Source organism: Enterobacter sp. PTB, assembly GCF_051130085.1.
Taxonomy (GTDB): Bacteria; Pseudomonadota; Gammaproteobacteria; order Enterobacterales; family Enterobacteriaceae; genus Enterobacter; species Enterobacter ludwigii.
In genome coordinates this window covers 12,274-36,377 of the sequence record NZ_JBDKEE010000001.1, presented here as the reverse complement: position 1 = coordinate 36,377, position 24,104 = coordinate 12,274, and the positions used below count along the sequence as shown (strand labels likewise).

Annotated in this window: 20 protein-coding genes; 18 read left to right on the top strand and 2 right to left on the bottom strand. The window is 52.3% G+C overall.

The genetic code is table 11. From position 1 onward, the window contains the following. Position 1: 1 nt before the first annotated feature. Positions 2-2,545, top strand: coding sequence for an antiviral RADAR system adenosine deaminase RdrB (rdrB, locus tag AAIR21_RS00150; RefSeq protein ID WP_113655988.1), 2,544 nt, complete (start codon positions 2-4; stop codon positions 2,543-2,545). 56 nt (positions 2,546-2,601) lie between these two features. Here the strand turns inward: rdrB and AAIR21_RS00145 are convergent, their stop codons facing one another. Both AAIR21_RS00145 and AAIR21_RS00140 read right to left on the bottom strand, forming a co-directional pair. Further along, positions 2,602-3,507 (bottom strand): LysR family transcriptional regulator, encoded by a 906-nt coding sequence (locus AAIR21_RS00145; protein WP_113655987.1) that lies wholly within the window; start codon positions 3,505-3,507, stop codon positions 2,602-2,604. Positions 3,508-3,530: 23 nt separating this feature from the next. Further along, a complete protein-coding gene (locus AAIR21_RS00140; RefSeq protein WP_183516249.1) occupies positions 3,531-5,819 on the bottom strand; it encodes an FdhF/YdeP family oxidoreductase in 2,289 nt (762 codons plus the stop codon). Between the two features lie 1,002 nt (positions 5,820-6,821). Here AAIR21_RS00140 and AAIR21_RS00135 point away from each other — a divergent pair. The 17 genes from AAIR21_RS00135 (at position 6,822) to AAIR21_RS00055 (ending at position 24,100) form a co-directional block, all read left to right on the top strand. After that, positions 6,822-7,316, top strand: a complete 495-nt coding sequence (locus AAIR21_RS00135) for a hypothetical protein (RefSeq protein ID WP_014170557.1) — start codon at positions 6,822-6,824, stop codon at positions 7,314-7,316. A 23-nt stretch (positions 7,317-7,339) separates the two neighbouring features. Continuing rightward, on the top strand, positions 7,340-7,843 hold the full coding sequence (gene tssJ / locus AAIR21_RS00130; protein WP_014170556.1) for a type VI secretion system lipoprotein TssJ: 504 nt from the start codon (positions 7,340-7,342) through the stop codon (positions 7,841-7,843). A gap of 28 nt (positions 7,844-7,871) precedes the next feature. Continuing rightward, positions 7,872-9,215, top strand: coding sequence for a type VI secretion system baseplate subunit TssK (gene tssK / locus AAIR21_RS00125; protein WP_020883454.1), 1,344 nt, complete (start codon positions 7,872-7,874; stop codon positions 9,213-9,215). A 17-nt stretch (positions 9,216-9,232) separates the two neighbouring features. Then, positions 9,233-10,471 carry a DotU family type VI secretion system protein gene (locus AAIR21_RS00120; RefSeq protein ID WP_014170554.1) on the top strand — a complete coding sequence of 413 codons (1,239 nt, stop codon included), beginning with the start codon at positions 9,233-9,235 and terminating at the stop codon, positions 10,469-10,471. Between the two features lie 2 nt (positions 10,472-10,473). After that, on the top strand, positions 10,474-14,094 hold the full coding sequence (tssM, locus tag AAIR21_RS00115) for a type VI secretion system membrane subunit TssM (protein ID WP_183516250.1): 3,621 nt from the start codon (positions 10,474-10,476) through the stop codon (positions 14,092-14,094). Between the two features lie 16 nt (positions 14,095-14,110). Beyond that, the gene (tagF, locus tag AAIR21_RS00110) at positions 14,111-14,827 is read left to right on the top strand and encodes a type VI secretion system-associated protein TagF (protein ID WP_020883457.1); all 717 of its coding nucleotides are present in this window, start codon (positions 14,111-14,113) and stop codon (positions 14,825-14,827) included. 11 nt (positions 14,828-14,838) lie between these two features. Further along, a complete protein-coding gene (tssA, locus tag AAIR21_RS00105; RefSeq protein ID WP_121339487.1) occupies positions 14,839-15,855 on the top strand; it encodes a type VI secretion system protein TssA in 1,017 nt (338 codons plus the stop codon). A gap of 75 nt (positions 15,856-15,930) precedes the next feature. Continuing rightward, positions 15,931-16,455 (top strand): type VI secretion system contractile sheath small subunit, encoded by a 525-nt coding sequence (tssB, locus tag AAIR21_RS00100; protein ID WP_059312799.1) that lies wholly within the window; start codon positions 15,931-15,933, stop codon positions 16,453-16,455. Positions 16,456-16,458: 3 nt separating this feature from the next. Beyond that, complete coding sequence (gene tssC / locus AAIR21_RS00095) at positions 16,459-17,958, top strand: type VI secretion system contractile sheath large subunit (protein ID WP_014170549.1); 1,500 nt, start codon at positions 16,459-16,461, stop codon at positions 17,956-17,958. Between the two features lie 65 nt (positions 17,959-18,023). Then, positions 18,024-18,530: a type VI secretion system amidase effector protein Tae4 gene (locus tag AAIR21_RS00090; RefSeq protein WP_020883459.1), complete on the top strand. Its 507-nt coding sequence runs from the start codon at positions 18,024-18,026 to the stop codon at positions 18,528-18,530. After that, on the top strand, positions 18,527-18,952 hold the full coding sequence (locus tag AAIR21_RS00085; protein ID WP_434679512.1) for a T6SS amidase immunity protein Tai4 family protein: 426 nt from the start codon (positions 18,527-18,529) through the stop codon (positions 18,950-18,952). Before AAIR21_RS00090 ends, AAIR21_RS00085 begins: the two co-directional genes overlap by 4 nt. A 180-nt stretch (positions 18,953-19,132) precedes the next feature. After that, positions 19,133-19,615, top strand: coding sequence for an Hcp family type VI secretion system effector (locus AAIR21_RS00080; RefSeq protein ID WP_014884229.1), 483 nt, complete (start codon positions 19,133-19,135; stop codon positions 19,613-19,615). 59 nt (positions 19,616-19,674) lie between these two features. Continuing rightward, a complete protein-coding gene (locus tag AAIR21_RS00075) occupies positions 19,675-20,166 on the top strand; it encodes a type VI secretion system amidase effector protein Tae4 (protein ID WP_020883461.1) in 492 nt (163 codons plus the stop codon). Next, positions 20,163-20,516, top strand: a complete 354-nt coding sequence (locus tag AAIR21_RS00070) for a T6SS amidase immunity protein Tai4 family protein (RefSeq protein ID WP_032678399.1) — start codon at positions 20,163-20,165, stop codon at positions 20,514-20,516. The genes AAIR21_RS00075 and AAIR21_RS00070 overlap by 4 nt, the downstream gene beginning before the upstream one ends. A 479-nt stretch (positions 20,517-20,995) precedes the next feature. Beyond that, positions 20,996-21,388, top strand: coding sequence for a hypothetical protein (locus AAIR21_RS00065; RefSeq protein ID WP_183516252.1), 393 nt, complete (start codon positions 20,996-20,998; stop codon positions 21,386-21,388). Between the two features lie 133 nt (positions 21,389-21,521). Continuing rightward, complete coding sequence (tagH, locus tag AAIR21_RS00060; protein WP_183516253.1) at positions 21,522-23,306, top strand: type VI secretion system-associated FHA domain protein TagH; 1,785 nt, start codon at positions 21,522-21,524, stop codon at positions 23,304-23,306. Continuing rightward, on the top strand, positions 23,303-24,100 hold the full coding sequence (locus AAIR21_RS00055; protein WP_014170545.1) for a PP2C family protein-serine/threonine phosphatase: 798 nt from the start codon (positions 23,303-23,305) through the stop codon (positions 24,098-24,100). The genes tagH and AAIR21_RS00055 overlap by 4 nt, the downstream gene beginning before the upstream one ends. Positions 24,101-24,104 lie beyond the last annotated feature (4 nt).

The window sequence follows — 24,104 nt, the reverse complement described above, 5'->3', positions numbered from 1 at the left end:
TATGTTTAATCAAGATCCTTATTGGTTGATCCCTGTGACGACATTGTCTTCAGATCGCCTTTTTTATCACCATTTGATGAATCATGCAAATCAACATTCAACTTATACAAATGGTCAACAAAATGAGAACACTATACTTGCTTCAGCCGCACGTGATTATCAACATTATCATGGAGGGCGGCTTCGAAACGAAGACATTGTCAACAATATTAACCATTGGTGCTATAAAGAGTCACATATCAATGTGTTAGATATTCTTACAGAATTGGCCAACCATTTTTTACTGTGGCAGGGAGATTGTTTTGAAGTTAAGGGAGAACGACTCGAATCATGGTTGATGATCTGTTCTTTACTGGATCCAGCCTGGATAATATCCACCGCGTATACTCAATTAGTAAAACAGAAAGTTCTATCAGAGGATGATCTGATATCACTACTGACGGGAAGACAATGTCCTTTTGCTTTTCCAGGAGAAAGGAACGATACTGTTTATGCCGATAATCACGTTCATTTTAATGGGCATGGATATACCTCATTATCAATGCTCAGTTTCATAGATGGTGATTTCAAACTTAATAAAAAAATTAAATGGCCGAGAAGAGAAGAGTATACTCTTTTTGAAAGTGGACTTTTAAATAAACAAAAAATCCCAGATTATTTGTCTGGTTATGTATCCTGCATTATTAAGTTTTTATCTCATTCTGATAAGAATAAAGCTATAGAATATAGAGTGCTAGAAGATGCTTTACATGGTTCTTCTAATAATGAAGATGTGTGGAATATACAGCAAGTTAAACAATTTCTGCCTTTTGTGACTATGCAGCAAAGGTTGTTACATGCATCTGTTAACGAGCGTTTTCGTGGGCATCACCGCTGGTTACTATTTTGTATTGCCGTTCTGACTGATACTCACAATACAGACTATCGGAATTGTTTAATGAATTTCGTTCGCTGCAGCAATGTCTTGCGAAATTATATGGTTGTATCTTCTGTTGGATTAGGGCAATTTGTAGAGTATTTTACCTCAGGTGTCAGACGAGCAGATAAAAAATATTTTGAAAGCGAAGGGATGAAGTATGATTTTCTTGAAGGGGTTTGTCGAGAATATCGTGTATCCCCTGATTACGTTCTTGGTAAAAATAAGCCTAATATTTACCATAATAAAATCATGGACTTCTATGCTAGGCATGAAAAAGAAAACATTCTCGAAAAATCGCATTTAGTTGTTCATTTTACTCGTGGTTACCCCGATAAAAAACGACCAAACGACAAAAGATTAGAAAGTTATAGGGCTAATCTTTTGAGCCAAGTGCGTGGTCTTGAAATGTTTAATTCTTCTGTGACTTTGCAGGAAGAGGCATACAAAAGTAATATTGGCGATATGCCCCAAACAGTAGATGTCAGGCGCTTAGTCCGGGGATATGATGTAGCGGGAAATGAAAATGAATTACCAATAGAGGTATTTTCCCCAATACTTAGAGTGCTTAGGGCAGGAAAACATCCAAAAGGACTTTCATTATCAACACGACTCCAGCGTCCCTTTATTACAGTACATGCCGGTGAGGATTATAGTCACTTGCTAAGCGGACTTAGGGCTTTGGATGAAGCCGTCGAATATTGTTTACTAAGCGTAGGTGATCGGTTAGGGCATGGCCTTGCGCTTGGTGTTAAACCAGCGAGTTGGGCAAAACGTCAACGGCGAGCTTATTTGACAGCGGGACAACACCTCGATAATTTAGTATGGGCTTATCATCAAGCTGTTCAGCTTTCACAACTTACGGTTGAGCATATTCCTGTGATGCATGAGTTACGTGATAAAATTCACTACTGGTCGCATCGACTTTACAACGCCGTTTCGACACCTGGCTTGTTATATCAGGCGTGGCTATTAAGACGAAACTGGCCCGATTTCAAGACGATGCAACCTGAACTTGCTAATTTTTATGAGTGGGTGCCCGATGCAGATTTGTTAATGAATGATGATGATCATAAAGATTTGAGTCCGAAAACGCTTTGGCAACGGTATCTTGATAGTGGTCTCGAAGAGAATAATCCTTTTAATCATATAATATCAGTAAATTGTCAGCCAGATGGTGGTGATAAATTCGCTGGTGGACGTTCCGACACTGATGTCATTTCTTGTGGAGAATTACGATTATATGAGGCTATTCAGGATTTCTTGATGGAAAAATATTCAAGAAAAGGGTTGGTGATTGAAGCTTGCCCGACATCCAACATATATATTGGGCGGTTCGAAAAATATCAGGAGCATCCTTTATTTCGCTGGAATCCACCCAACCCGGATTGGCTAAAACCCGGTGAGCAATGCAATCGTTTTGGGTTAAGAAGCGGTCCATTAGCGGTGTGCATAAATACTGACGATAGTGCGCTCATGCCAACCACAATCGCAAATGAGCATCGCTTAATGAGAGAGACAGCCATCCAAAGTTTTGGTATTGGATCATGGATGGCTGACATGTGGATAGATGCTATTCGAAGGAAAGGAATTGATATATTTAACAAAAACCATATGAATCAATATTGAAAACCATTGTGGTATATAATTAACTTTAAGGAGAGATATGCTATTAATGTTTCTCCTTAGCAACAATTGCCTTCATGAACAGGGCTATAAATCGCCTGCGCATCGGTAAAACAGCGCAGCGCGAGTGAGGAGAGGGGTTTCTGCTTGCGCATTATCAGGCCAATGGGCGCCTCAATATTCGCGTCGGCGATGGGGACAATCCTGAAATGGCTGTTCAGCGTCTCAAGCCCGTTGTTCAGCGGCATCACGGCACAGCAGACGCCGCTTTGTACCGCCTGAATGATCTGGAACGTGGAATCGCTTTCAAAGACAGACTCGGGATTAATGCCGGCAGATTTAAAGCTCACCTCCATATGCTCGCGATAATGCATCCCCTTGGTCAGAAACCCCAGCGGAAATGCCATCAGTTCCTGCCAGGTCAGCGTCTCCTGATCCAGCTGGAAATGGCGGATATCGTGCAGCAATCCCATTTCGGTTTTTGGCAGCTGGATAATATCAAACGGACGGGTGTCGATGCTGTTCAGGTAGCAAATCCCCAGTTCAAGCTGATTCCGGCTGACGCCGTCGGCAATTTGTTGCGAGGACATTGAGTAGAGGCTGTAGGTCAGCTCCGGGTATTTTTGCGTCAGCTGGCGGATAAAGATCATCGGATCCACGCTGGCCAGCGGCACCATTCCCAGACGCAATTCACCCACCACTTGCCCTTTGCACAGCGAGGCTTCGGCCTGCAGGCCGTCGTGAGCGGCCAGCACCGCGCGCGCCCATGCCAGAATGCGTTCGCCTTCGGGCGTAAAGCCTTCAAAACGTTGCCCGCGAGTAATCAGCACCAGGCCCAGCTCCTCTTCCAGGCTGCGAATACGCATGGAGAGGGTCGGCTGGGTGATGTTGCACTGCGAGGCTGCTTTACCAAAATGCCGGGTCTGATCGAGTGCGATTAAGTACTTTAACTGTTTTATATCCATCGTATTTCTCTGAGTTGAAAGCCTTACAGCACGCGGATCTCTTTCGAACGCAGGATGAGGCGGACCGGAACCGATTTATAAGACGGCGTACCGCTGTCCTTATCCAGATAATCAAGCGGAACCAGTACGTTGGCCTCCGGGTAGTAAGCTCCGACGGAACCCGGCGCAATGCTGTAGGCCACAACGGTAATGTCTTCCAGACGCTGAACGCTCCCCGGCAGGGCGGTTTCGATATCCACGCGATCGCCATGCTCCAGGCCTGACTGCGCCATATCGTCTTCATTCATAAACAGCACATCGCGACGGCCAAAGACGCCGCGGTAGCGGTCATCAAGGGCGTAAATGGTGGTGTTGTACTGGTCGTGGCTGCGCAGCGTGATCAGGCGCAGCACATTATCGCCTTCACCACTGGCGTTCTCATTGACGCCGTCGAAAACCGAAAACATCGCTTTGCCCGTCGCCGTTGGCCAGATACGTTCTGTGGGCGGCAGCGGCATGCGAAAACCACCAGGAATGCGGATCCGTTCATTGTAATTCTCGAAGCCCGGAATGGTCTGCTCAATCAGGTGGCGGATACGGTCATAATCCTCAACCAGCGTCATCCAGTCCACGCGGGTCTCCCGCAGGGTGGCTTGCGCCATTCCGGCGACAATGGCCGGCTCAGCGCGCAGGCGCGGAGAGGCGGGTTTCAGCTTGCCAGAAGAGGCATGCACCATCGACATCGAGTCTTCCACGGTAATAGACTGGCGTCCGGTGGCCTGGACATCCAGCTCGGTACGACCGAGGCACGGCAAAATAAAGGTCTCTTTACCCACCAGCAAATGGGTGCGGTTGAGCTTGGTACCGATGTGCACGCTCAGATCCAGCGTATTCATTGCCGGAAAACCGTTCTCGTGATCGGGCATCGCTACCGCAAAATTTCCCCCCAGACAGATCAGCGCTTTTGCACGTCCGTCGATCATGGCCTGCGTTGCCTGCACCGCATCATGGCCGTGGTGAGCAGGGGGCTCAAAACCGAATACCTCCTTCAGGCGGTTGAGAAATGCCGGTGTCGGTTTCTCGCTTATGCCCACGGTGCGGTTACCCTGAACGTTCGAGTGGCCGCGCAGTGGGCATATCCCCGCGCCGGGTTTGCCAATGTTACCGCGCAGCAGCAACAGATCAGCGATCAGGCGGACATTCGCGGTGCCTTTATTATGCTGGGTGATGCCCATCCCGTAGGTGATGATGGTGGCATTCGATTTTGCGTAGGCCTCGGCCACGGATTTGAGCGCTGCCCGGCTCAACCCGGATTCACGCTCAATGGCCTCCCAGTCGGTTTGCGCAATATCCGCAGTAAACGCCTCAACGCCCAGGGTGTGTTCAGCAATAAAGGCGCGATCGAGCACGTTTCCGCGTTCGTTCTCCATCTCCAGCAGGTGTTTTGCGATCCCTTTTAACGCAGCGGCATCGCCCCCGGCTTTCACCTGGAAATAGGTGGAGGCGATATCGGTAGAGCTGTATGTTGCCATCTCAATAACGCTTTGCGGATCCGCGAAACGTTCCAGCGCGCGCTCGCGCAGGGGATTAAAGACGATAATCGGTACGTTGCGGCGAGCCAGCTCATGCAGCGTGCCCATCATCCGCGGATGGTTGGTACCAGGGTTATGACCAATGGAGATAACCAGCTCCGTTTTATCGAAGTCATCAAGTGAGACGGTCCCTTTCCCGATACCAATGGAACGGGGTAAACCGACGCTGGTGGCTTCATGGCACATATTCGAGCAGTCGGGGAAGTTATTGGTACCGTACTCGCGGGCGAACAGCTGGAACAGATACGCTGCTTCGTTCGAGGCTCTGCCGGAGGTATAAAATTCGACCTGGTCAGGCTCAAGCCCGCGCAGCACCTCACCGATACGCTGGAAAGCGTCGTCCCATTCCACTGGCTGGAAGGTATCACTTGCCCGGTCATAGCGCAGAGGATGGGTGAGACGACCGTAACCTTCCAGCTCAAAGTCAGATTTAGCCAGCAGCGAGGACACGCTGTTTTTGGCGAGAAAATCCGTGGTGACGCGTTTATTGGTGGCTTCCCAGGTGACGGCTTTCGCCCCGTTCTCACAGAACTGGAACGTGGATTTGTGTTCTTTATCGGGCCACGCACAGCCAGGGCAGTCAAAACCGTCAGGCTGGTTTGTGCGCAGCAGAGTTGTGGGGGCATCCAGCGTATCCATTTGGGTACGTACCGCAATGGCCGTCGCCTTTAACGCCCCCCAGCCACCGGCTGGGCCGTCATAGTGCCTGATACCGGGAACTGAGCGTCTTTTCTTATTCATACCAACTCCTGACTTGTGCGGTCATAACATCACCTGCGCCCATAAACCACCGGGTTTGCCAATAAGCGAAAACAATGATGGCGTCTGTTACCAGAGGCCAGAGCAAAGTTAAATGCATTGAATTGAATGGCTATATTTTACAGTGGCTTACAAGCTAATCGGCGTAAACATTTAAAGAAATTATAACGAAATTTTATCATTTTTATAATAAATCTTATCTATCACCTGTTCACTCTGCGCTATGGCGAAAGCGAAGCGATGATGAAGTCAGCGTTAAATTTCAGATGAAGGTGGCTGAAGGGCAGGGCGACGAAGACCCCTGCAGACAGGAGGAATCGGTGCAAATTAATCGTCGCTTTAACCAGGAATATGTAGCTGTGCTTAATTGTTAATATCGGAAAATTACCAGATTAAATCCGAAAGGGAGATTAAAAGACAAACTTATTTTGAGGTGTAAAATTAACTTTTCTCAGTTTCCCTGAAACAATTTCATATATTGAGACAGGTCTGGCTGAAATTGAAAGTTACCTCGATAATGCAACAAATAATTCATATTGGATATATTTTCTTCGCCCCCCATAAAGCCAGATTCTACTAATTATGGTAGTAGCAGTAATAGGGTTATTGCGTTAATGAAAGTGATTCTCTTTTGTGTAATTTCATTTTAAATCATATGGATATGTGATTTTGGCTTGAGGGAAATAGACGATTTTAGCTAAATCGTATTTTTTTCTCAGATTAATCCTATAATGTCTCGAGTGCTTCATTAACCATCAGTTATGAAGCGGTAAATATTGAATTGGTGGCAAGCTCATGTAAACTTGCTTACCGTTTGTCAAAATATGTCAGGAAGACGCTGGGCCTTATTCTGAAGGGCTCGTGCGGTAGCTATGCCCTTAAATAGTAACGCCCCGAAAATATACTGACTATTTTAACAATAGCACCTAAGTCAAACTTCATCCCCTTTATCTCCATCATCGAAATATCGCTACGGAAAAGCATATGAAAATGCGCGTACTGTTTTCACTTCTGTTTGTAATGGCGGTGGCGGGCTGTAAAGCGCCGCAGAAACCTGTGATCAACGACGACACGATCGTGACCAGCCAGGTCAATGGCGTCACGTTAACCCACCGTCATGCTGTTTTACCTCCAGCAGAGTTTACTCAGCTCAATGAGCCGTATCGTGCCATGTATCCGGCCTCGCTGATGAGCCGTCCTGACTTCGGCGGAAAGGTTATCCGTACCCTGGAAACCGGTAAAACGTATGTGGTCCTGGGTCAGGTTGAGCACTACTGGATGGCGCTTGCCGATGAGGGAAATGATCAGCTGATTGGCTACGTCCCGATGCGTGCAGTGATCAAAGCCGATCAGTACGAAGCGACCGTCCGTAAGCAGGCCCAGCGTGCGAAAGTGCGTAAGAAGGCAACCTGTGTTGATGTGGACGGTAACAGCAAAGCCTGCAAAGACAGCGCTAACGGTACCTGGATCCTGAACTAAACCGCGTCCCTGAGCGTATTTTTATGAATAATAAAAATTTTCATTGGTTGTGGTCCGTCTTTTACGCGGCGATTTTCGCCCTTGTCAGTGGTTGTACGTCGTCTTCACACAGCGACCCTTCCCGCTACAATCTGCAGTTTCAGGCTCATCCACAAATCAATGAATCTGCGCCGCTAAAAGTCAGAGTGCTGTTGCTGAAATCCGATGCGGATTTCATGTCCAGCGACTTCTATTCCCTGCAGAACAACGCGTCAGCCACGCTTGGCGCGAATCTGCTGAACAGCGATGTTTTCTTCCTGATGCCGGGTCAGCTCTCGAAAACCCTGAGTGGACAGAGCTCTCCCGACGCCCGCTACATTGGTGTGATGGCGGAATATCAGATGCTGGATGGCAAAAAATGGCGCGTTTCACTCCCTCTGCCTGTGCCAGGCGAAAACCATATCTACCAGTTCTGGAAATGGTCAGCGGATGAACTCCAGGCCAACGTTTTTCTCGACGTGAATGGCATCCGGGTCATCAGCCAGTAACGCGCTTCATAACAGGAATTACATCATCATGACGAAAGCAGAAAAGGTCGTCTGGACCGAAGGCATGTTCCTGCGCCCACACCATTTTCAGCGGACTGAAAGCTATCTGCTCAACCACGTTCGTGAATGGGGTGCGCTGCAGCGTTCATACCTTTGGGGCTTTCTCGACGTTGAGCTGGACGAAGCGATGCTGCGCCAGGGATGCATTGCCCTGAGTTACTGCAGCGGACTGCTGCCTGACGGAACCTTTTTCCAGGTGCGCAATGGCCGCAATGGTCCGGTGCCGCTGAAAATCCCTGACAATCTCACCAATGAAAAGGTGGTGCTCGCACTGCCGGTTCGCCGTGGAGAGAGAGAAGAGGTGATCTTCAGTGAAGAGCCGGCCTCGCTGGCGCGCTTCATCGCCTTTGAGCAAGAGGTGGAAGACGACAACGCCATGTCGGTAGGCGATGCCACCGTACAGTTTGGCCGCCTGCGTCTGACCCTGATGCTGGAAAAAGATGTAACGGCAGAGTGGACCGCTATCGGCGTGGCGTTTGTGACCGAGAAACGCAACGATAACCACGTGCGTCTCGATAGCAGCTACATTCCGCCGATGCTGAACGCCAATAACAGTCCGCAGATCTACAGCATGATTAACGATCTGCACGGCTTACTGGTGCAGCGCAGCCAGCAAATTGGCGGTCGTCTGCGCCAGCCTGGCCGCTTTAATACCTCGGAACTGATTGAATTCACGCTGCTCTCACTGGTGAACCGTCATCTGGGCGAGGTTTCGCATTTAAAAACGCTTCCGCTGCTGCATCCGGAAACACTCTGGCGCAGCTGGCTGCCGTTTGCGACCGAGCTCGCCACCTGGGCGTCTCAGCGTACCGCTGAAAGCGTGTTGCCAATTTACGATCACGACGACCTCGCGGGTTGCTTCAGCAAACTGATGATGCTGCTGCGTCAGGGGCTGTCTCTGGTGATGGAAGACCATGCCATCCAGCTGCCGCTTAACGAGCGTTCCCACGGTCTGAACATCGCGACCGTGCCGGAAACCAGCATGGTGCGTGAGTTCGGTTTCGTGCTGGCAGTCAAAGCCAACGTGCCGGGCGAACACCTGCAAACCCATTTCCCTGCCCAGATGAAAGTGGCGCCGGTCTCGAAAATTCGCGATCTGGTTCAGCTGCAACTGCCTGGCATTATGCTGCGAGCCATGCCGGTCGCACCGCCGCAGATCCCCTGGCATGCAGGCTACAGCTACTTCGAGCTGGAGAAGGGGAGCGAGCTGTGGCACGAGATGGATAAGTCCGGCGCTTTCGCCCTGCATCTCGCAGGCGAGTTCCCGGGACTTGATATGGAGTTTTGGGCCATCCGTAGCCCGACTGAATAATAAAGCGAGCGCTTAATATGCAGGAACGACAGGATACCGGCAGTGATGCCGCGTTTACCGGAGCCAGTAGCAACAATCAGCTGGTGGCGGCCGCCAATCCGCTGCTCAATGCGATTCCGCAAATCCGTCATTCGGTATCACATGACGATCAGGTGGCGTTGCGCCAGCGCCTGATCGATGAGATCCGCCGGTTCGAAGTGCGCTGTCAGCAGGCCGGTCTGGCCTATGAGGTGATCGTCGGGGCACGTTACTGCCTGTGTACGGCACTTGATGAGGCCGCCGCGCTCACCCCCTGGGGCAGCAGCGGCGTCTGGTCCAGCAATGGTCTGCTGGTGACGTTTCATAACGAAACCTGGGGCGGCGAAAAGTTCTTCCAGCTGCTGGCGCGTCTGTCGCAAAACCCGCGCGAACATATTCTGCTGCTGGAGATGATCAACTACTGCCTGCTGCTCGGCTTCGAGGGGCGCTATCGGGTGCTGGATAATGGCCGCACCCAGCTTGAAACCATCAAGCAACGGCTGTGGCAGATGATTCGCGGCGTGCGTGGCAGTTACCCGCCACAGCTCTCACCGCATCCGGAAGATCGTCCGGTACTGCGCAAGCTATGGCGACCCATGGTACCTCTGTGGGCCTGCGTGGCGCTGGCCGGGTTTATCGCCTGCCTGTTCTATATCGTGCTTAACTGGCGGCTTGGCGATAGCACCAACCCGGTATTAGCAAAAATTTATCAGTCACAGCTTCCCGAAACGACTATCCAGCAACCTGCCCGCCAGCTGCCTGCGGTGCTGAACCTGCGTGGTTTCCTGAAGCCGGAAATTGAAGCCGGTCTGGTTGCGGTAAAAGATGAAGCGGACCGTAGCGTGGTGATCCTGAAAGGGGACGGCCTGTTTGCTTCCGCCTCAACCGTGGTACGTGACCGTTATGAGCCGGTGATAAACCGTATTGCACAGGCCATGAATAACGTCAGCGGTAAAATTCTGGTGGTGGGCTACAGCGACAACGTGCCAATTCGCAGCGCGCGCTTTGCCTCTAACTATGAACTGTCGCTGGAACGTGCCCGGTCAGTTCAGAAAATGCTGCAGGGAAGCCTCTCTCAACCTGAACGTGTGAAAGCGGAAGGCCGCGGCGAGATTAATCCAGTGGCACCTAACAATACGCCGGAAAACCGTGCCCGTAACCGCCGGGTGGAAATTACTCTGCTGGTGTCGCCTGAAAATACCCAGGCTGAGCTGAACGGATTGCCGCAAGGAAACTAAGGATGCTGACTACTCTTCTTTCCATTTTGACCAATCGCATTCTGTGGAGCTTCCTGGGCGTCACTGCGCTTGCGGCGGTTATCTGGATGATTGGCCCATTGTTGTCCATCGTGGACACCCGACCGCTCGAATCTGAACAGAACCGCATCATCAGTATTGCGGTGGTTTATCTGCTCTGGGCGCAGGGCCACATTCTGCCGCGGCTGTACAATGCCTGGCTGAACCGCAAGCTGATGGACAAACTCAATGAGAACACCACCAGCCCGGAAGCAGCGGATCCGCAGAAGCGACTGAACAACGAGGAGCAGATCCTCGCCAGCCGTTTTGACGAAGCCGCACAGATGCTGAAAAAAGCGCACTTCAGCAAAGCGGGACAGGGTGCCCAGTGGACGCAGCGCTTTAGCACACAGTATCTGTATCAACTGCCGTGGTACGTCATCATCGGCGCGCCGGGCAGCGGTAAAACCACGGCGCTGGTCAACTCCGGGCTGCAATTCCCGCTGGCCGACCGCTTCGGTAAGACCGCGCTGCGCGGGATCGGCGGCACGCGTAACTGCGACTGGTGGTTCACCAACGAGGCCGTACTGCTGGACACCGCGGGTCGCTATACCACCCAGGAGAGCGAACAGGTTCAGGACGCCGGTGAATGGCTTGAGTTTATGGGGTTACTGCGTAAGTATCGCCGTCGCCAGCCGATCAACGGTGTGATTATTACCATCAGCATTTCTGACCTGCTGACGCTCTCGCCTGAAGCGTCACGCCAGCAGGCGGTCAACCTGCGCCAGCGTCTCTCTGAGCTGCATGAGCAGCTGGGTATTCGCTTCCCGGTGTATGTCATGGTGACCAAAGCTGACCTGCTTAAAGGCTTCCGTGCCTGGTTTGCCGATTACGACAAAGCGCAGCGCGACCAGATCTGGGGCTTCACGCTGCCGTGGGAGCAAACCAAACACGCTGATTACGACCTGATGGGTAACTTCCAGCAGGAATTTTCCCTCTTACAGCAGCGCCTGGATGCCGGACTGCCGGAAACCCTGCTGCAGGAGCATGATGCAAAAGCGCGCGCGGAAGCGTATCTCTTCCCGCAGGAGTTTGCCGCACTGCGTCCGCTGCTGGCTGACTACCTGAGCACGGTCTTTGCCCGCTCTAACTTTGAAACCGAATTCTCCCCGCGCGGGATCTATTTCGCCAGTGGTACCCAGGAAGGTATGCCGTTTGACCGGGTGATGGGCGAACTTAACCGTGCGCTCTCCTTGCCGGAAGGTGAAGAGGGAAATCGCTGGGACTCCGTCAGCAAAGAGGCTCCGATTCCGGGGGCGAAAGGGCAGAGCTTCTTCATCAAGAACCTGCTGCAAAACGTCATTTTCCAGGAAGCTGGCATCGCCGGGGAAAACCGCTGGTGGGAACTGCGTAACCGCGCCGTCATTTGGTCCGGCTATGCGGCGCTGCTGGCCCTGCTGGTGATCCTCGGTGGACTGTGGCTGACCAGCTATGCCAGGAACAAGGCTTATCTGGAAGAGGTGGACGCAAAAGTGCCGCTGCTGGATCAGCAGAGCAAGGCGCTGCAGAATCAGCCTCAGCGCGATCTATTTGACCTTCTGCCCTTGCTGAATGGCCTGGTCGATCTGCCGAAAAGTGACGCGTTTGATGTTAACGATCCGCCTGTCTCACGCCGTATGGGGCTCTATCGTGGGGATGACGTCAGCGATGCATCGCAGTCTCTGTACCAGAAAGCGCTGGACCAGATGCTGCTCCCTGCCGTGGCGATGCATATCACCACCTGGCTGCGCAACGATAACGGCAGCGATGTGGAATACAGCTATGAAGCGCTGAAGGCCTACCAGATGCTCTATCAGCCGAAGCACTATGACGGCAAATTCCTGCACTCCTGGGTAATGCTCAATCTGCAGCGCAACCTGCCGCAGAACGTGACTCAGGCGCAGCTTCAGCAGCTTGAGTGGCACCTGACACAGCTGCTTGAGCCGAAAATTCAGGCCTCGCCGTACGCGCAGGATGAATCCCTGGTCGCGCGTGAAAGGGCGCTAATCAACCAGCAGCCGCTTTCCACCCGGGTGTATGGTCGTCTGAAGCGTCTGCTGGAGCATGATGAAAACCTGAAACCGGTATCGCTCTCCGACCTGGGCGGTCCGCAGAGCGAGCTGGTGTTTTCACGCAAAAGCGGCAAGCCGGTGAGTGAAGGCGTACCGGGTCTTTATACTCCGAACGGTTACTGGAAAAGCTTCAACGGCCAGATTGACAGCGTCACCACTGCTCTGCATGAAGACGATGCGTGGGTGCTGGGGGCGACCTCAGCCCAGGAAGATAAACAGCAGATCGATAACGCCGTGCGCCAGCTCTACATGCGCGACTTTATCGCCAACTGGGATCGCTTCCTCGCCGACATTCAGCTTAATAACAGCGCCGATCTCTCCCAGCGCATCAATACCGCGCGTCTGCTCTCCGGGGCAAACTCGCCGCTGCGCCGTCTGGTGCTGAACCTGAGCCAGGTCCTGACGCTTTCACGTAATGCGCCAGCCCCGGATGATGCCGGTAAAGCGCAAGCGCAAAGCAACCGTGCCACCCGCACGCTCGAAGCGTTATTCAGTAATAATGACAATGCCCCGACGCAAGCCGCGGTGGTCACTCAGGCACCTGAACAGCTGGTAACCGATCACTATGCTCCAATGATTGAGCTGGCGCAGCCGCTGGAGAAAGGCGGGAAGACCATCGTCTTTGATGATTTTCTCAAGCAGGTTGATGAACTTTACCGCTACCTGACTGCCGTTCAGGACGCGGCCAACAGCGGCATGCCTGCTCCGGGAGGCGAGGCGATTAGCCGTCTGCAGGCCAGTGCCGGTCGTCTGCCGGGCGGTCTGCAAACCATGTTCAGCAATATGGCGGTGGGGGCCAGCAGTGATACCCAGCGTCGCGACCTCGAAAACGTGCGTAAGCGGATTAACGTCGAAGTCGGTGGTTTCTGCCGTCAGGCAATCGCTGGCCGTTACCCGCTGGTGCGCAGCGCCAGTACGGAGGTCACGCCGGACGATCTCGCGCGCATGTTTGCGCCAGGCACCGGGCTGATGGACACCTTCTTTCGTGACAACCTGACCAATAAAGTCGATACCACGCAGGCGAACTGGCGCTTTATGCCGGGCATTGATGGAAAAACGCTGCCGGGAAGTGAAGGTCTCCTGAGACCGTTCCAGCAGGCCCAGTCCATTCGCGATGCTTTCTTTGCTAACGGTGCCACCACGCCATCTTACAAAGTGACGGTGCGCACCGTCAGAATGGATAACACGATCCTTAACCTGACGCTGGATGTTGACGGTCAACTGCTGCGCTACAGCCACGGTCCACAGGCTGTGCAGATCATGAACTGGCCGGGGCCGGGCGGGACTAACCAGGTGCGTATGCAGCTGGGTCTGGCTAACGGCAGCACGGCTACGCTGGTGACGAACGGTTCCTGGGCGCTGAACCGCTTTTTCGATAAAGCGCGTACCAGCCCGGGGGCGGGAAGTCTGAGTCGCCAGGCGACCTTCAACGTAGACGGACATCAGGTTACGCTGGAATTTGCGCCAAACAGTATTCGTAACCCGTTCCAGCTTCCCCGTTTCTCATGCCCATAACCGCAAGGACAGCCGTATGACGAATACCCCTGCGATGAACCGCTACAGCTGGTATGGCAAACTGCCCAGCGCCGGAGATTTTTTGCAGCGTCGCTTTCCTGACACCCTGCAACGCCAGTGGTCACACTGGTTCCAGGTCGGCCTGCTGGCCTGGCAGCAGGAAGAGCAGCGCAGCGGTGAGCGCCCGTTTAACAAAGCGCCGGTCTGGAATTTTGTCGTACCGCCGATGCTGGGCAGCCAGATGATTCAGATGGGCTGCCTGCTGCCGGGACGTGACAGCGTTGGTCGACAATATCCGGTCTGCATTCAGCTCAGCTTTGCCCCCGCGGACTGGTCATCACGTCTGCTCAGTCAGGCTGAAAGCTGGTATCAGCAGATTGGCCGGCTGGGCCTGCATGCGGTACGTAACAGTTTTTCTGCCTCACAGCTCGATGACATGCTGATGTCCATTCCGGCACCGCAGCCCGTCGAGCCGCAAAAGCGCTCAGATATTCTCGACGTGATTGGTTATGACGAAGACGGCCAGAGCACGCTGGGCTGGCCTCAGGCAGCAGAGTGCTTTGACCCGCTTCGCCAGACCAGCTACTGGTGGACCAACCGCTGCGACGGCTACCCGCTCTACACCCATGTTCACAGCGGGAACTTCACCGGGCAGCTCTTTACGCTGCTGTTCGACCCGGCAGGTGGCGCCCGCCCGGGCCGTCACGGTCTCTATCCGCCTATGTTTGAATAAGCAGGGATCTTATGAATATCGAAGAATTTCTCGCGCCAATAAGCCCCGACAAGCCCTGCGGCGAAAACCTGGAGTATGACGCTGATTTCCAGCTCATGAATCAGGCCAGCCAGGGCAAAGCAGAGCAGCAGTTTGGCGACACCATCATTCCGGCAGAACCTGCTGACTGGAATACGGTGGAAAAATTCGCCACCATCCTGCTGAGCCGCACCAAAGATCTGCGCGTCATGCTGGCGTTAACGCATGCATGGACACGTCGCCGCGGCCTTGCGGGCTACGCCGACGGGCTGTTACTGGTGCAGGAGGCGATCACGCGTTACTGGGAGCCGCTCTATCCGCTGCTGGAAGAGTATGGCGAAACCGACCCGTTTTACCGCATTAACGCCCTGGCCGGGCTGAGTGATAAGTCTGACCTGACCGTCGCCGTGCGTAACGCCTCGCTGCTGCGATCAAATGGCGATGAAATTTCACTTCGCGACGCTCAGGCACTGCTGGATGGCAGTAAAACCGAATGTCCGGATTACCCCGGTGGCCGTCCAAGACTGATTGACGAGCTGGCCCGCGGCGATCAGCCGGGCACGTCGGCGGTGATAGTGATTAACGAACGGCTGCTGGCCATTCGTGAGTTGCTCACCGGCCATCTTGGTGAAAGTGGCGTTCCGGAGATGGAACAGCTGCTGAAAACCGTCGGGCTGGTCGCCAGCGCCTGTCAGGTGACCGACATCAGCAAGCTGCTGCCCAACCGGGAGGCACAGGCTGAGCTCAGCGCTGAACCTCAACCGGCGGTCGCACAACCCGTTCAGCAGGTTACAGACTGGCGCAGCGTGCAGGTCACCAGCCGCGCCGATGCACAGCTGATGCTGGAGAAAGCCAAACAGTATTTTGCGCAGTACGAACCGAGCCACCCCGCACCGTTGATGATTGAACGGGTGCAGCGGCTGTCAGAACTTAACTTTATGGACATTATTCGCGACCTGGCGCCAGACGGCGTTAACCAACTGGAAAACATCTTTGGACGCCGCGAATAACGCGTCCTGGCATTATGACGACAGGCATGGAGCCTGCCGTTTCACCTTCACCGCGCATCTTTGATGGAGAACATCATGGCAATGAGTAACAGTGGGCAGAAATTCATCGCACGTAACCGTGCCCCCCGCGTGCAGATCGAGTACGACGTAGAGATCTACGGTGCAGAACGTAAAATTCAGCTGCCGTTTGTGATGGGCGTCATGGCCGATCTGGTCGGCAAACCGGTGGAAAACCTGCCGGCAGTCGATGAGCGTAAATTCCTCGAAATCGACATTGATAACTTTGACGAGCGCATGAAAGCGCTGAAACCTCGCGTGGCGTTCCAGGTGGATAACACGCTGAGCGGCGAAGGTAAGCTCAACGTTGATCTGACCTTCGACAGCATGGACGACTTCCTGCCGGACGCGGTAGCCCGCAAGGTTGAGCCGTTGAACAAGCTGCTGGAAGCACGTACTCAACTCTCCAACCTGCTGACCTATATGGATGGCAAAAACGGCGCGGAAGAGCTGATCGCTAAAATTCTGCAGGATCCGACGCTGCTCAAATCTCTGAGCCAGTTGCCGAAAAATGACGAAAGTGCGAAAGGTAGCGAGGAATAATCGATGAGCAACCAGACTCAACAACACGAGCAGCAGAGTGGTCAGGCGTTCAGCCAGGATGAATTCAGCGCGCTGCTGAACAAAGAGTTCCGCCCGAAAACCGATCAGGCGCGCTCCGCGGTGGAAAGTGCGGTAAAAACGCTGGCGCAGCAGGCGCTGGAAAATACCGTTACCTTCTCCAGTGACACCTACCGCACCATTCAGAACCTGATTGCCGGTATCGACGAGCAGCTGTCTCAGCAGGTGAACCAGATTATTCACCATGAAGAGTTCCAGAAGCTGGAGAGCGCCTGGCGCGGTTTGAGCTACCTGGTGAACAACACTGAAACCGACGAGATGCTGAAGATCCGCTTTATGAGCATCTCCAAGCAGGAGCTGGGTCGTACCCTGAAACGCTTTAAGGGCGTGGGCTGGGACCAGAGCCCAATCTTCAAGAAAATCTACGAGCAGGAGTATGGTCAGTTTGGTGGCGAGCCGTTTGGCTGCATCGTCGGCGACTACTACTTCGACCACAGTCCGCAGGACGTTGAACTGCTGGGCGAGATGGCGCGTATCGGCTCGGCGGCCCACTGTCCGTTTATCACCGGTACCGCACCGGGCGTGATGCAGATGGAGTCCTGGCAGGAACTCGCGAACCCGCGCGACCTGACCAAAATCTTCCAGAACACCGAGTATGCCGCGTGGCGTTCACTGCGTGAATCCGAAGATGCACGCTACCTTGGCCTGGTGATGCCGCGCTTCCTGTCGCGCCTGCCGTACGGTATTCGCACTAACCCGGTCGACAGCTTCGATTTCGAAGAGCAGACCGATGGCGCGAACCACAACAGCTACTCCTGGGCGAACGCAGCGTATGCCATGGCTGCCAATATCAACCGCTCCTTTAAAGAGTACGGCTGGTGTACCTCAATCCGCGGCGTGGAGTCCGGCGGGGCGGTTGAAAACCTGCCGTGTCATACCTTCCCGAGCGACGACGGCGGCGTGGACATGAAATGCCCGACCGAAATCGCCATCAGCGACCGTCGTGAAGCCGAGCTGGCGAAGAACGGCTTTATGCCGCTGGTTCACCGCAAAAACTCTGACTTTGCCGCCTTCATCGGCGCGCAGTCTCTGCAGAAACCGGCTGAGTACCACGACCCGGATGCGACCGCTAACGCGCGTCTGGCATCCCGTCTGCCGTACCTGTTCGCCTGCTGCCGCTTTGCCCACTACCTGAAGTGCATCGTGCGCGACAAAATTGGCTCCTTCCGTGAACGTGAAGAGATGGAACGCTGGCTGAACGACTGGGTGATGAACTATGTGGACGGCGACCCGGCTAACTCCTCACAGGAGACCAAGTCCCGTAAACCGCTGGCGGCTGCCGAAGTGCAGGTGCAGGAAATTGAAGATAACCCGGGCTACTACGCCGCGAAATTCTTCCTGCGTCCACACTACCAGCTGGAAGGTCTGACCGTTTCTCTGCGTCTGGTTTCTAAACTTCCGTCACTGAAGACGAAAGACGCGTGATGATGATTGCCGCCGGGAGGCCTTACCCGGCGCCTGCTTTATAGCATGGAAATGTGAGAGGAAATATGACCGCGAGACCTTCGTTTGTTGCTGCCTGGGCGGCGGCAACACGTATTTACGATGCAAATGATTCTATCGGCAAAGTTAAGCAAATTATCGGCGGCAAGGTTAAGCACAACTTCGAAATACCGCAAGATCAGGGTGGGTGGTCAAATAGTTGTGCCGTACGCATGAGTTATGTTCTGAACTATACCGGGCATCCCGTCCCGCGTATTGCAAATCTCACGGTATCCGGTGCTGATAATAAATGGTACTTCTATCGGGTAAAGGATGTTATTGCCTGGTTGACGCGTCAGTGGGGTAAACCTGACATGGTCGTGAGTTATCCTTCCTTACCCGTTCAACAATTAGCCAACAAAAAGGGCGTAATTCTGTTTGAGGTACAGGGCTGGAGTGACGCCGCAGGTCATGCCACATTCTGGAATGGTTTAACCTGTTCGGATCATTGTTATTTTAATGCACCGGAGACGAATTACACGACGACCAAAGCCAATTTTTGGGAGTTGCCATGAAAAAAATAATTGCTAGTCTACTGTTGCTCACCAGTTCCGCCTCTGTTTATGCAACTGACGATCCGGTGATGTTTGTCAAAAAAATGCCTTATAAGCAAGTTGTTAAAGACGTTGTTTTTTCTCGCTGTCTGGCACAAGTTTCAGATGATAAAAGCCAGTTTTCTCTGGATGCAGCCCGTAGCAGTAGTGCATTACTGGAATGGATGCCTTTCGATATTGAAAATGGCAATGATAAAATTAATGCCCTTATTGATAAATATAAAGGCGCAACCAATGTCTTTCATTCTGAGATAAAACCCGATGTCAAAGGCGTAACGTTAAACTGTCTACGTCTTTATCATAGTGACGAACTTAATAAACTTGTACCTCAATTAATTATCGGTAATCCTGACCGTACCTGGCTTCAGGATAATCCGCAGTAGTAAAGACTTTACATTCTTTCCTTTCATTCAGGGGGAATGTCAAGACTGTCAAATGACACGGGTCATTTGATATGAGGCAGAGGTAAAATATGGACGGTTTTATTCAGCCCCATGCTTTCCTGTTTGCCATATAAGTGCTTTTTCGAAAGCAATATTGTTCATCCACGAAGAGTAGATATTATGGCTATTGATATGTTTCTGAAGGTCGAGGGTGTTACGGGCGAATCTAAAGATTCTAACCACACCGGCTGGACTGATATTACCTCCTTCTCCTGGGGCGCTTCCCAGCCAGGTAATATGAGTGTTGGTGGCGGCGGCGGTGCCGGTAAAGTTAACTTTAACGATCTGCACGTTAACGCTCTGATCGACAAATCCACTACAGCAATTCTCAAACACTGCGCAAGCGGTAAGCACCTGACTAAAGTTGAACTGTCCGTGTGCAAAGCGGGTGGTCAGCAAGTTGAATATACCCGCATCACACTGGAAGATGTGCTGGTAACTTCTGTTCAGTACACCGGTGCGGACAACGGCGACACCGTTGGTGTGACCTATGCATTCCAGGCTGCGAAAGTGAAACAGCAGTACTGGGAGCAGACCACTGCTGGTGGTAAAGGTGCTGAAAGCAGCGCTGGCTGGAACATCAAAGAAAACAAAGAAGCGTAATGATAGTGGGCCCGAAAGGGCTCACTTTTACGTGACCTTCTTAGGGTGGAGAAAGAAGAATGTCTGCTATGCGTCCTGCTTTTGGTGCTGCCTGGAACAGATTCAGAGAAGTTAACGTTAATGTGGAACAGGTTGGCAAATTATTGGGTGGAAAAGTTCAGCATAATATCGATGCTGGTATTTTTAAAAATGCCTGTCCCATTCGTATGAGCTATGTTTTGAATTATTGTGGTATACCTATTCCGTCTAATAGCAAATACGCGACAGTGACCGGAAATGACAAAAAACGCTATATGTTCCGCGTTAAAGATATGATTGCATTTCTTCCTACTGTTCTGGGTCATGCAGATATGTCAGTCGCCTCTCCTACACCAGCACAATTTTCAGGCAAGCAAGGCATTATTATCTTTACCGGCCATGGGTGGCGTGACGCAACCGGACATGTAACACTCTGGAATGGAAATATTTGCTCTGATGATTGCCATTTCCTTGGATCACCCGGCAATGGTTCGTTTATTCCTACGAATGCAACATTCTGGAGCCTGAAATGAAACGTTTATTACTGCTCGCATTAGCATTAAATGCCACCGTTGTTTATGCCCAAACATTGCCTGATGTCAGTGCTTTTACTCAACAACAAATTTTTGAAAACTGGGTGCAAAATCGTTGTATCAGTAAGATTGCGGACAGTAAAAGTTTAAAAGATGATGCAGAGGCCAGCGCTGCCGCATGGCTCGAAGCAAGCAATCTACCTGCAGAGAATTTTGAAAAAGCGGACAACATTATTGTTTCCTTACTTAAAGAGAAGGTAGGCGGTAGCGAACCGGGCCATTATCAGGTGTTGAAGTGCAGCTTAATCACCAACAGCGACGCAATTCGAAAGCTAAACACCCAAAAATAGAGTCATTTGGTGGTCATGTAGAAGCTTGCAGGCAAATGAATAATTTTAATATTACGTGAAGAATGATGTGAGTTCGAATATGTTCTCCACGTTATAATTTTTTTTGTTCTGGTGATGAGTTCTTATATATTGATTGTCTAAACCATTCAAGTGAGACTCCGTGAGTCTATCAGCCATTAACGCAAACTGGGTTGCTACGAAAAGAAGATTCCCATAAGTATAATGGCACTCCGTCTGGTTCTGAAATAGTCTGGCTCTCTTCACATAACGAAAAGATTATTTTCACGGTGGCTTTTTTAATGTTTTAATTTTGAAAGGTATTAATTGATTCTGAGTGTTAATTAACTTTACACCCAAACGTCGCTGCTGGGCGGTTGTGATTTTATGCTCCATTGGGCGCGGCACGGATAAAAGCTTCAAAATGAGTAGCTAGATTTGCCAAAGGGATTAGCAAATTGACTTGTTCGGGAGGTAAGTAAATGTCTGAATTAATGCGCTTAATCTTGCTCTCATCAGTATTCTTAGGGTTGTTTATTTCTTTGGTGTTGTATATTTATTTTTATCGAAAGTACTCGCAAGAACTTACAAAAGCATTTCACCTTCTAAGTAGTAAACAGTACTTAGATATAAATGATTATCTTTTTTATAACCAGCTTGGTTTACCTGGCTTTGCTCATCGTGTTTTTTTAATGAGAAGAATAATTGCGTGCAAGCCGATTAAGCCAGATGATAAAAAGCAAATCACCCCAGAAGCCGGAACATGTATATTATCAATATTTCGATTCCCCTGGATTGAAACGTTTCACAAATTAACGATTTTTGTGGTGATTTTAATGTTATTGTTATTTGTGCTGGTTGCTACTGGGCAATAGTCATGCCATTCCAAAGGATGTTTACTTTTTTATAAATTACTTAAAATGTTCTTTGCCTTAACCCCCAAACGCCGCCGTTCTCGCCCCGAGAGCGGCAGCGTTTGAGCGCTAATCATACCAGCAGGAATACGCCATGCGATTCACGATTATTTCTACAAAACCCGGTCATCAGCCGCCGCAGAGCAGCTGTGATTTTTATGCCCCGGGCGGCACCATTGGGCGCGGTACGGATAACAATCTGGTATTGCCGGACAATGACCGCACCATCTCGCGTTTGCAGGCCATTGTTCACGTTGACGCCCAGGGCGAATGCCGCGTCACTAACCGTGGCAGCGTCACCCGCGTGGTATTAAATGACATTCCGCTTGAGCGCGGGCGCCAGGTTGAGCTGCAGGATGGGGACATTCTCGGTATTGATGATTACCGCATCGAAGTGACCGAACTGATTCATGATACGCAGCCAGTCAGCCGCATGGCGGCGACCATGCAGCAGCAGGCGCGTCCAGCCGCGGCCCCTGCGGCAGCCCCGCAGCCAAAGCCTGCGAGCGCCGCCCCGCGCGGGAAGGCGGAACCGACTGCTGTGCCGTCGGAAATCTGGGATAGCCTGATGCAGGAGTTCTCTATCTCCGACAGCATTTCCAGTTCTCGGGCGAAGCCGCAGCCGGCAGCGTCGCACGATCCGTTCTCCCAGCCTGTCGCACCTGAGCGTAACGCTGAAGATCCGCTGGCGATGTTCAATGACAGCGATCCGAAGCTTGAGCGTAAGAACGTGGATCCGGATACGCTGTTCAGTGACGAAGCATTGTTCAAAAAAGAGAGCATTTTTGACGACGTCACCCCGTCTACGCTGGTGCCGCCCAATGAAACTAAACCTGCACAGCCACAAGAAGAGCAGACGGATGAACTCGATCCGCTGGCACTGTTTGGCGGTAATGCCAGCGCACCTGCCGCACGAAATGATGACCCCCTCGGATTGATGGGCGGGGCACCGTTAACCCATCCGGATGAGATTGTCGGCGATAAGCCAGAGGCCGTCGTTGAGCCAGAACTGACGCCAGAGCCGGAAGCAGAACAGGAAGAGGACGTCCTTGCCGCTTCTCCGCTGTTTGCTCCTGAGCCGCAGGTGCCGCCGCGCGCGGAAGAAGAAGAGCCGGCGCGACCGGATTATGCCGGCTTCACCATGCCAACCCCGCAGGCCGTGGCGCGCAGTAATGCCCAGGCACCTAAAGGGCGTTTGCGTATTGACCCGGTCAAAAACGCGGCGTCGCCAGCAGCCCATAATGGCGAAAAGGGTGAAGTACTGCAGGGCGAATTACTTGAGGCACTGCTGGAAGGGATGGGGCTCAGCGAAATGCAGCCCGTCCCGCAGTTTGACCGCGAAAATATGCGTCAGCTGGGGCAAATTCTGGGCATGTTCTCTCAGGGCACCGTGGCGCTGCTTTCTTCGCGCTCCATTCTCAAGCGCGGCGTAAAAGCCGATATGACCATGGTACTTGATGATGCCAACAACCCGTTCAAACTGTTGCCGACCGGGAAAACCGTTCTGATCCAGATGTTCGGTACGCCAATGCCGGGCTTTATGCCGCCGACAAAATCTGTGCGTGACGCGCTGATCGATCTGCAGGCGCATCAGCTGGGTATGATCTCCGGTATCCGCGCCATCATTGCCGCCATGCTGCAATCCTTCAACCCGGAACAGCTGGAAGAGCAGGCGAAGCAGAACGGGATGACCTCCCGACTGGCGCTGCCGGGCAGCCGCAAAGCCGCACTGTGGGACTACTTTGTCCGCAGCTACGGTGAAACGGCAGGCGAGATTGAGGATGACTTCCACACCCTGTTTGGCGAAGCCTTCCTTCATGCTTATGACATGGAGGTAAATCAGTACAAAGACTCACAGAGCGGATCGGAAGAAAAATGAATATCGCAACGGCTTCTCTCTCCCGCCAGGGGACGCGCGCCAGCAACCAGGATCAGACGGGAGAAACCATAGGGGAACGTTCAGCCTGCTTTGTCGTCTGTGATGGTATCGCTGGTCTGCCGGGCGGTGAGGTGGCCGCTGAACTGGCCCGCAACAGTATTATCTCCCGCTTCGATGGCGACAAGCACCTGAACGCGCAGCATATTCGCGACTATGTGCAAACGGCGAATCGCACCATTCTCAGCGAACAGCAGGCGGTTCAGGATTATCGCCGGATGGGCACCACGCTGGTCAGTCTGTTTATCGACAGAGATTACCGGCTGGCCTACTGGGCACATGCCGGGGACAGCCGCCTGTATCTGTTTCGCCGGGGCTGGCTGTGGCATGTCACCACCGATCACAGCCTGGTTCAGCAGATGAAAGATGCAGGGCACGACACCGATAACCTCAACAGCAATCTGCTCTATCTGGCGCTGGGTATTGAAAACGGTGGGCCAGAAGCGAGCTACAGCGATGTGGTGCAGGTCGAAGACGGAGATGCATTTCTACTCTGTACGGACGGTTTCTGGCACGGCGTCAGCGAAGAACAGATGAAACAGTCGCTGCACATGGTTAACACGCCACAAGAGTGGCTGACCTTAATGAACCAAATCATCCAAAAGAATGGCGAACAGGAGGGGAATGCTCAGGATAACTATACCGCCCTGGCGGTATGGATGGGCAACCCTCAGGACACCACTTTGCTGCATACGCTTTCTGACGCAGCACAATTTCTTCCCTGCGGAACTGATTAGACAC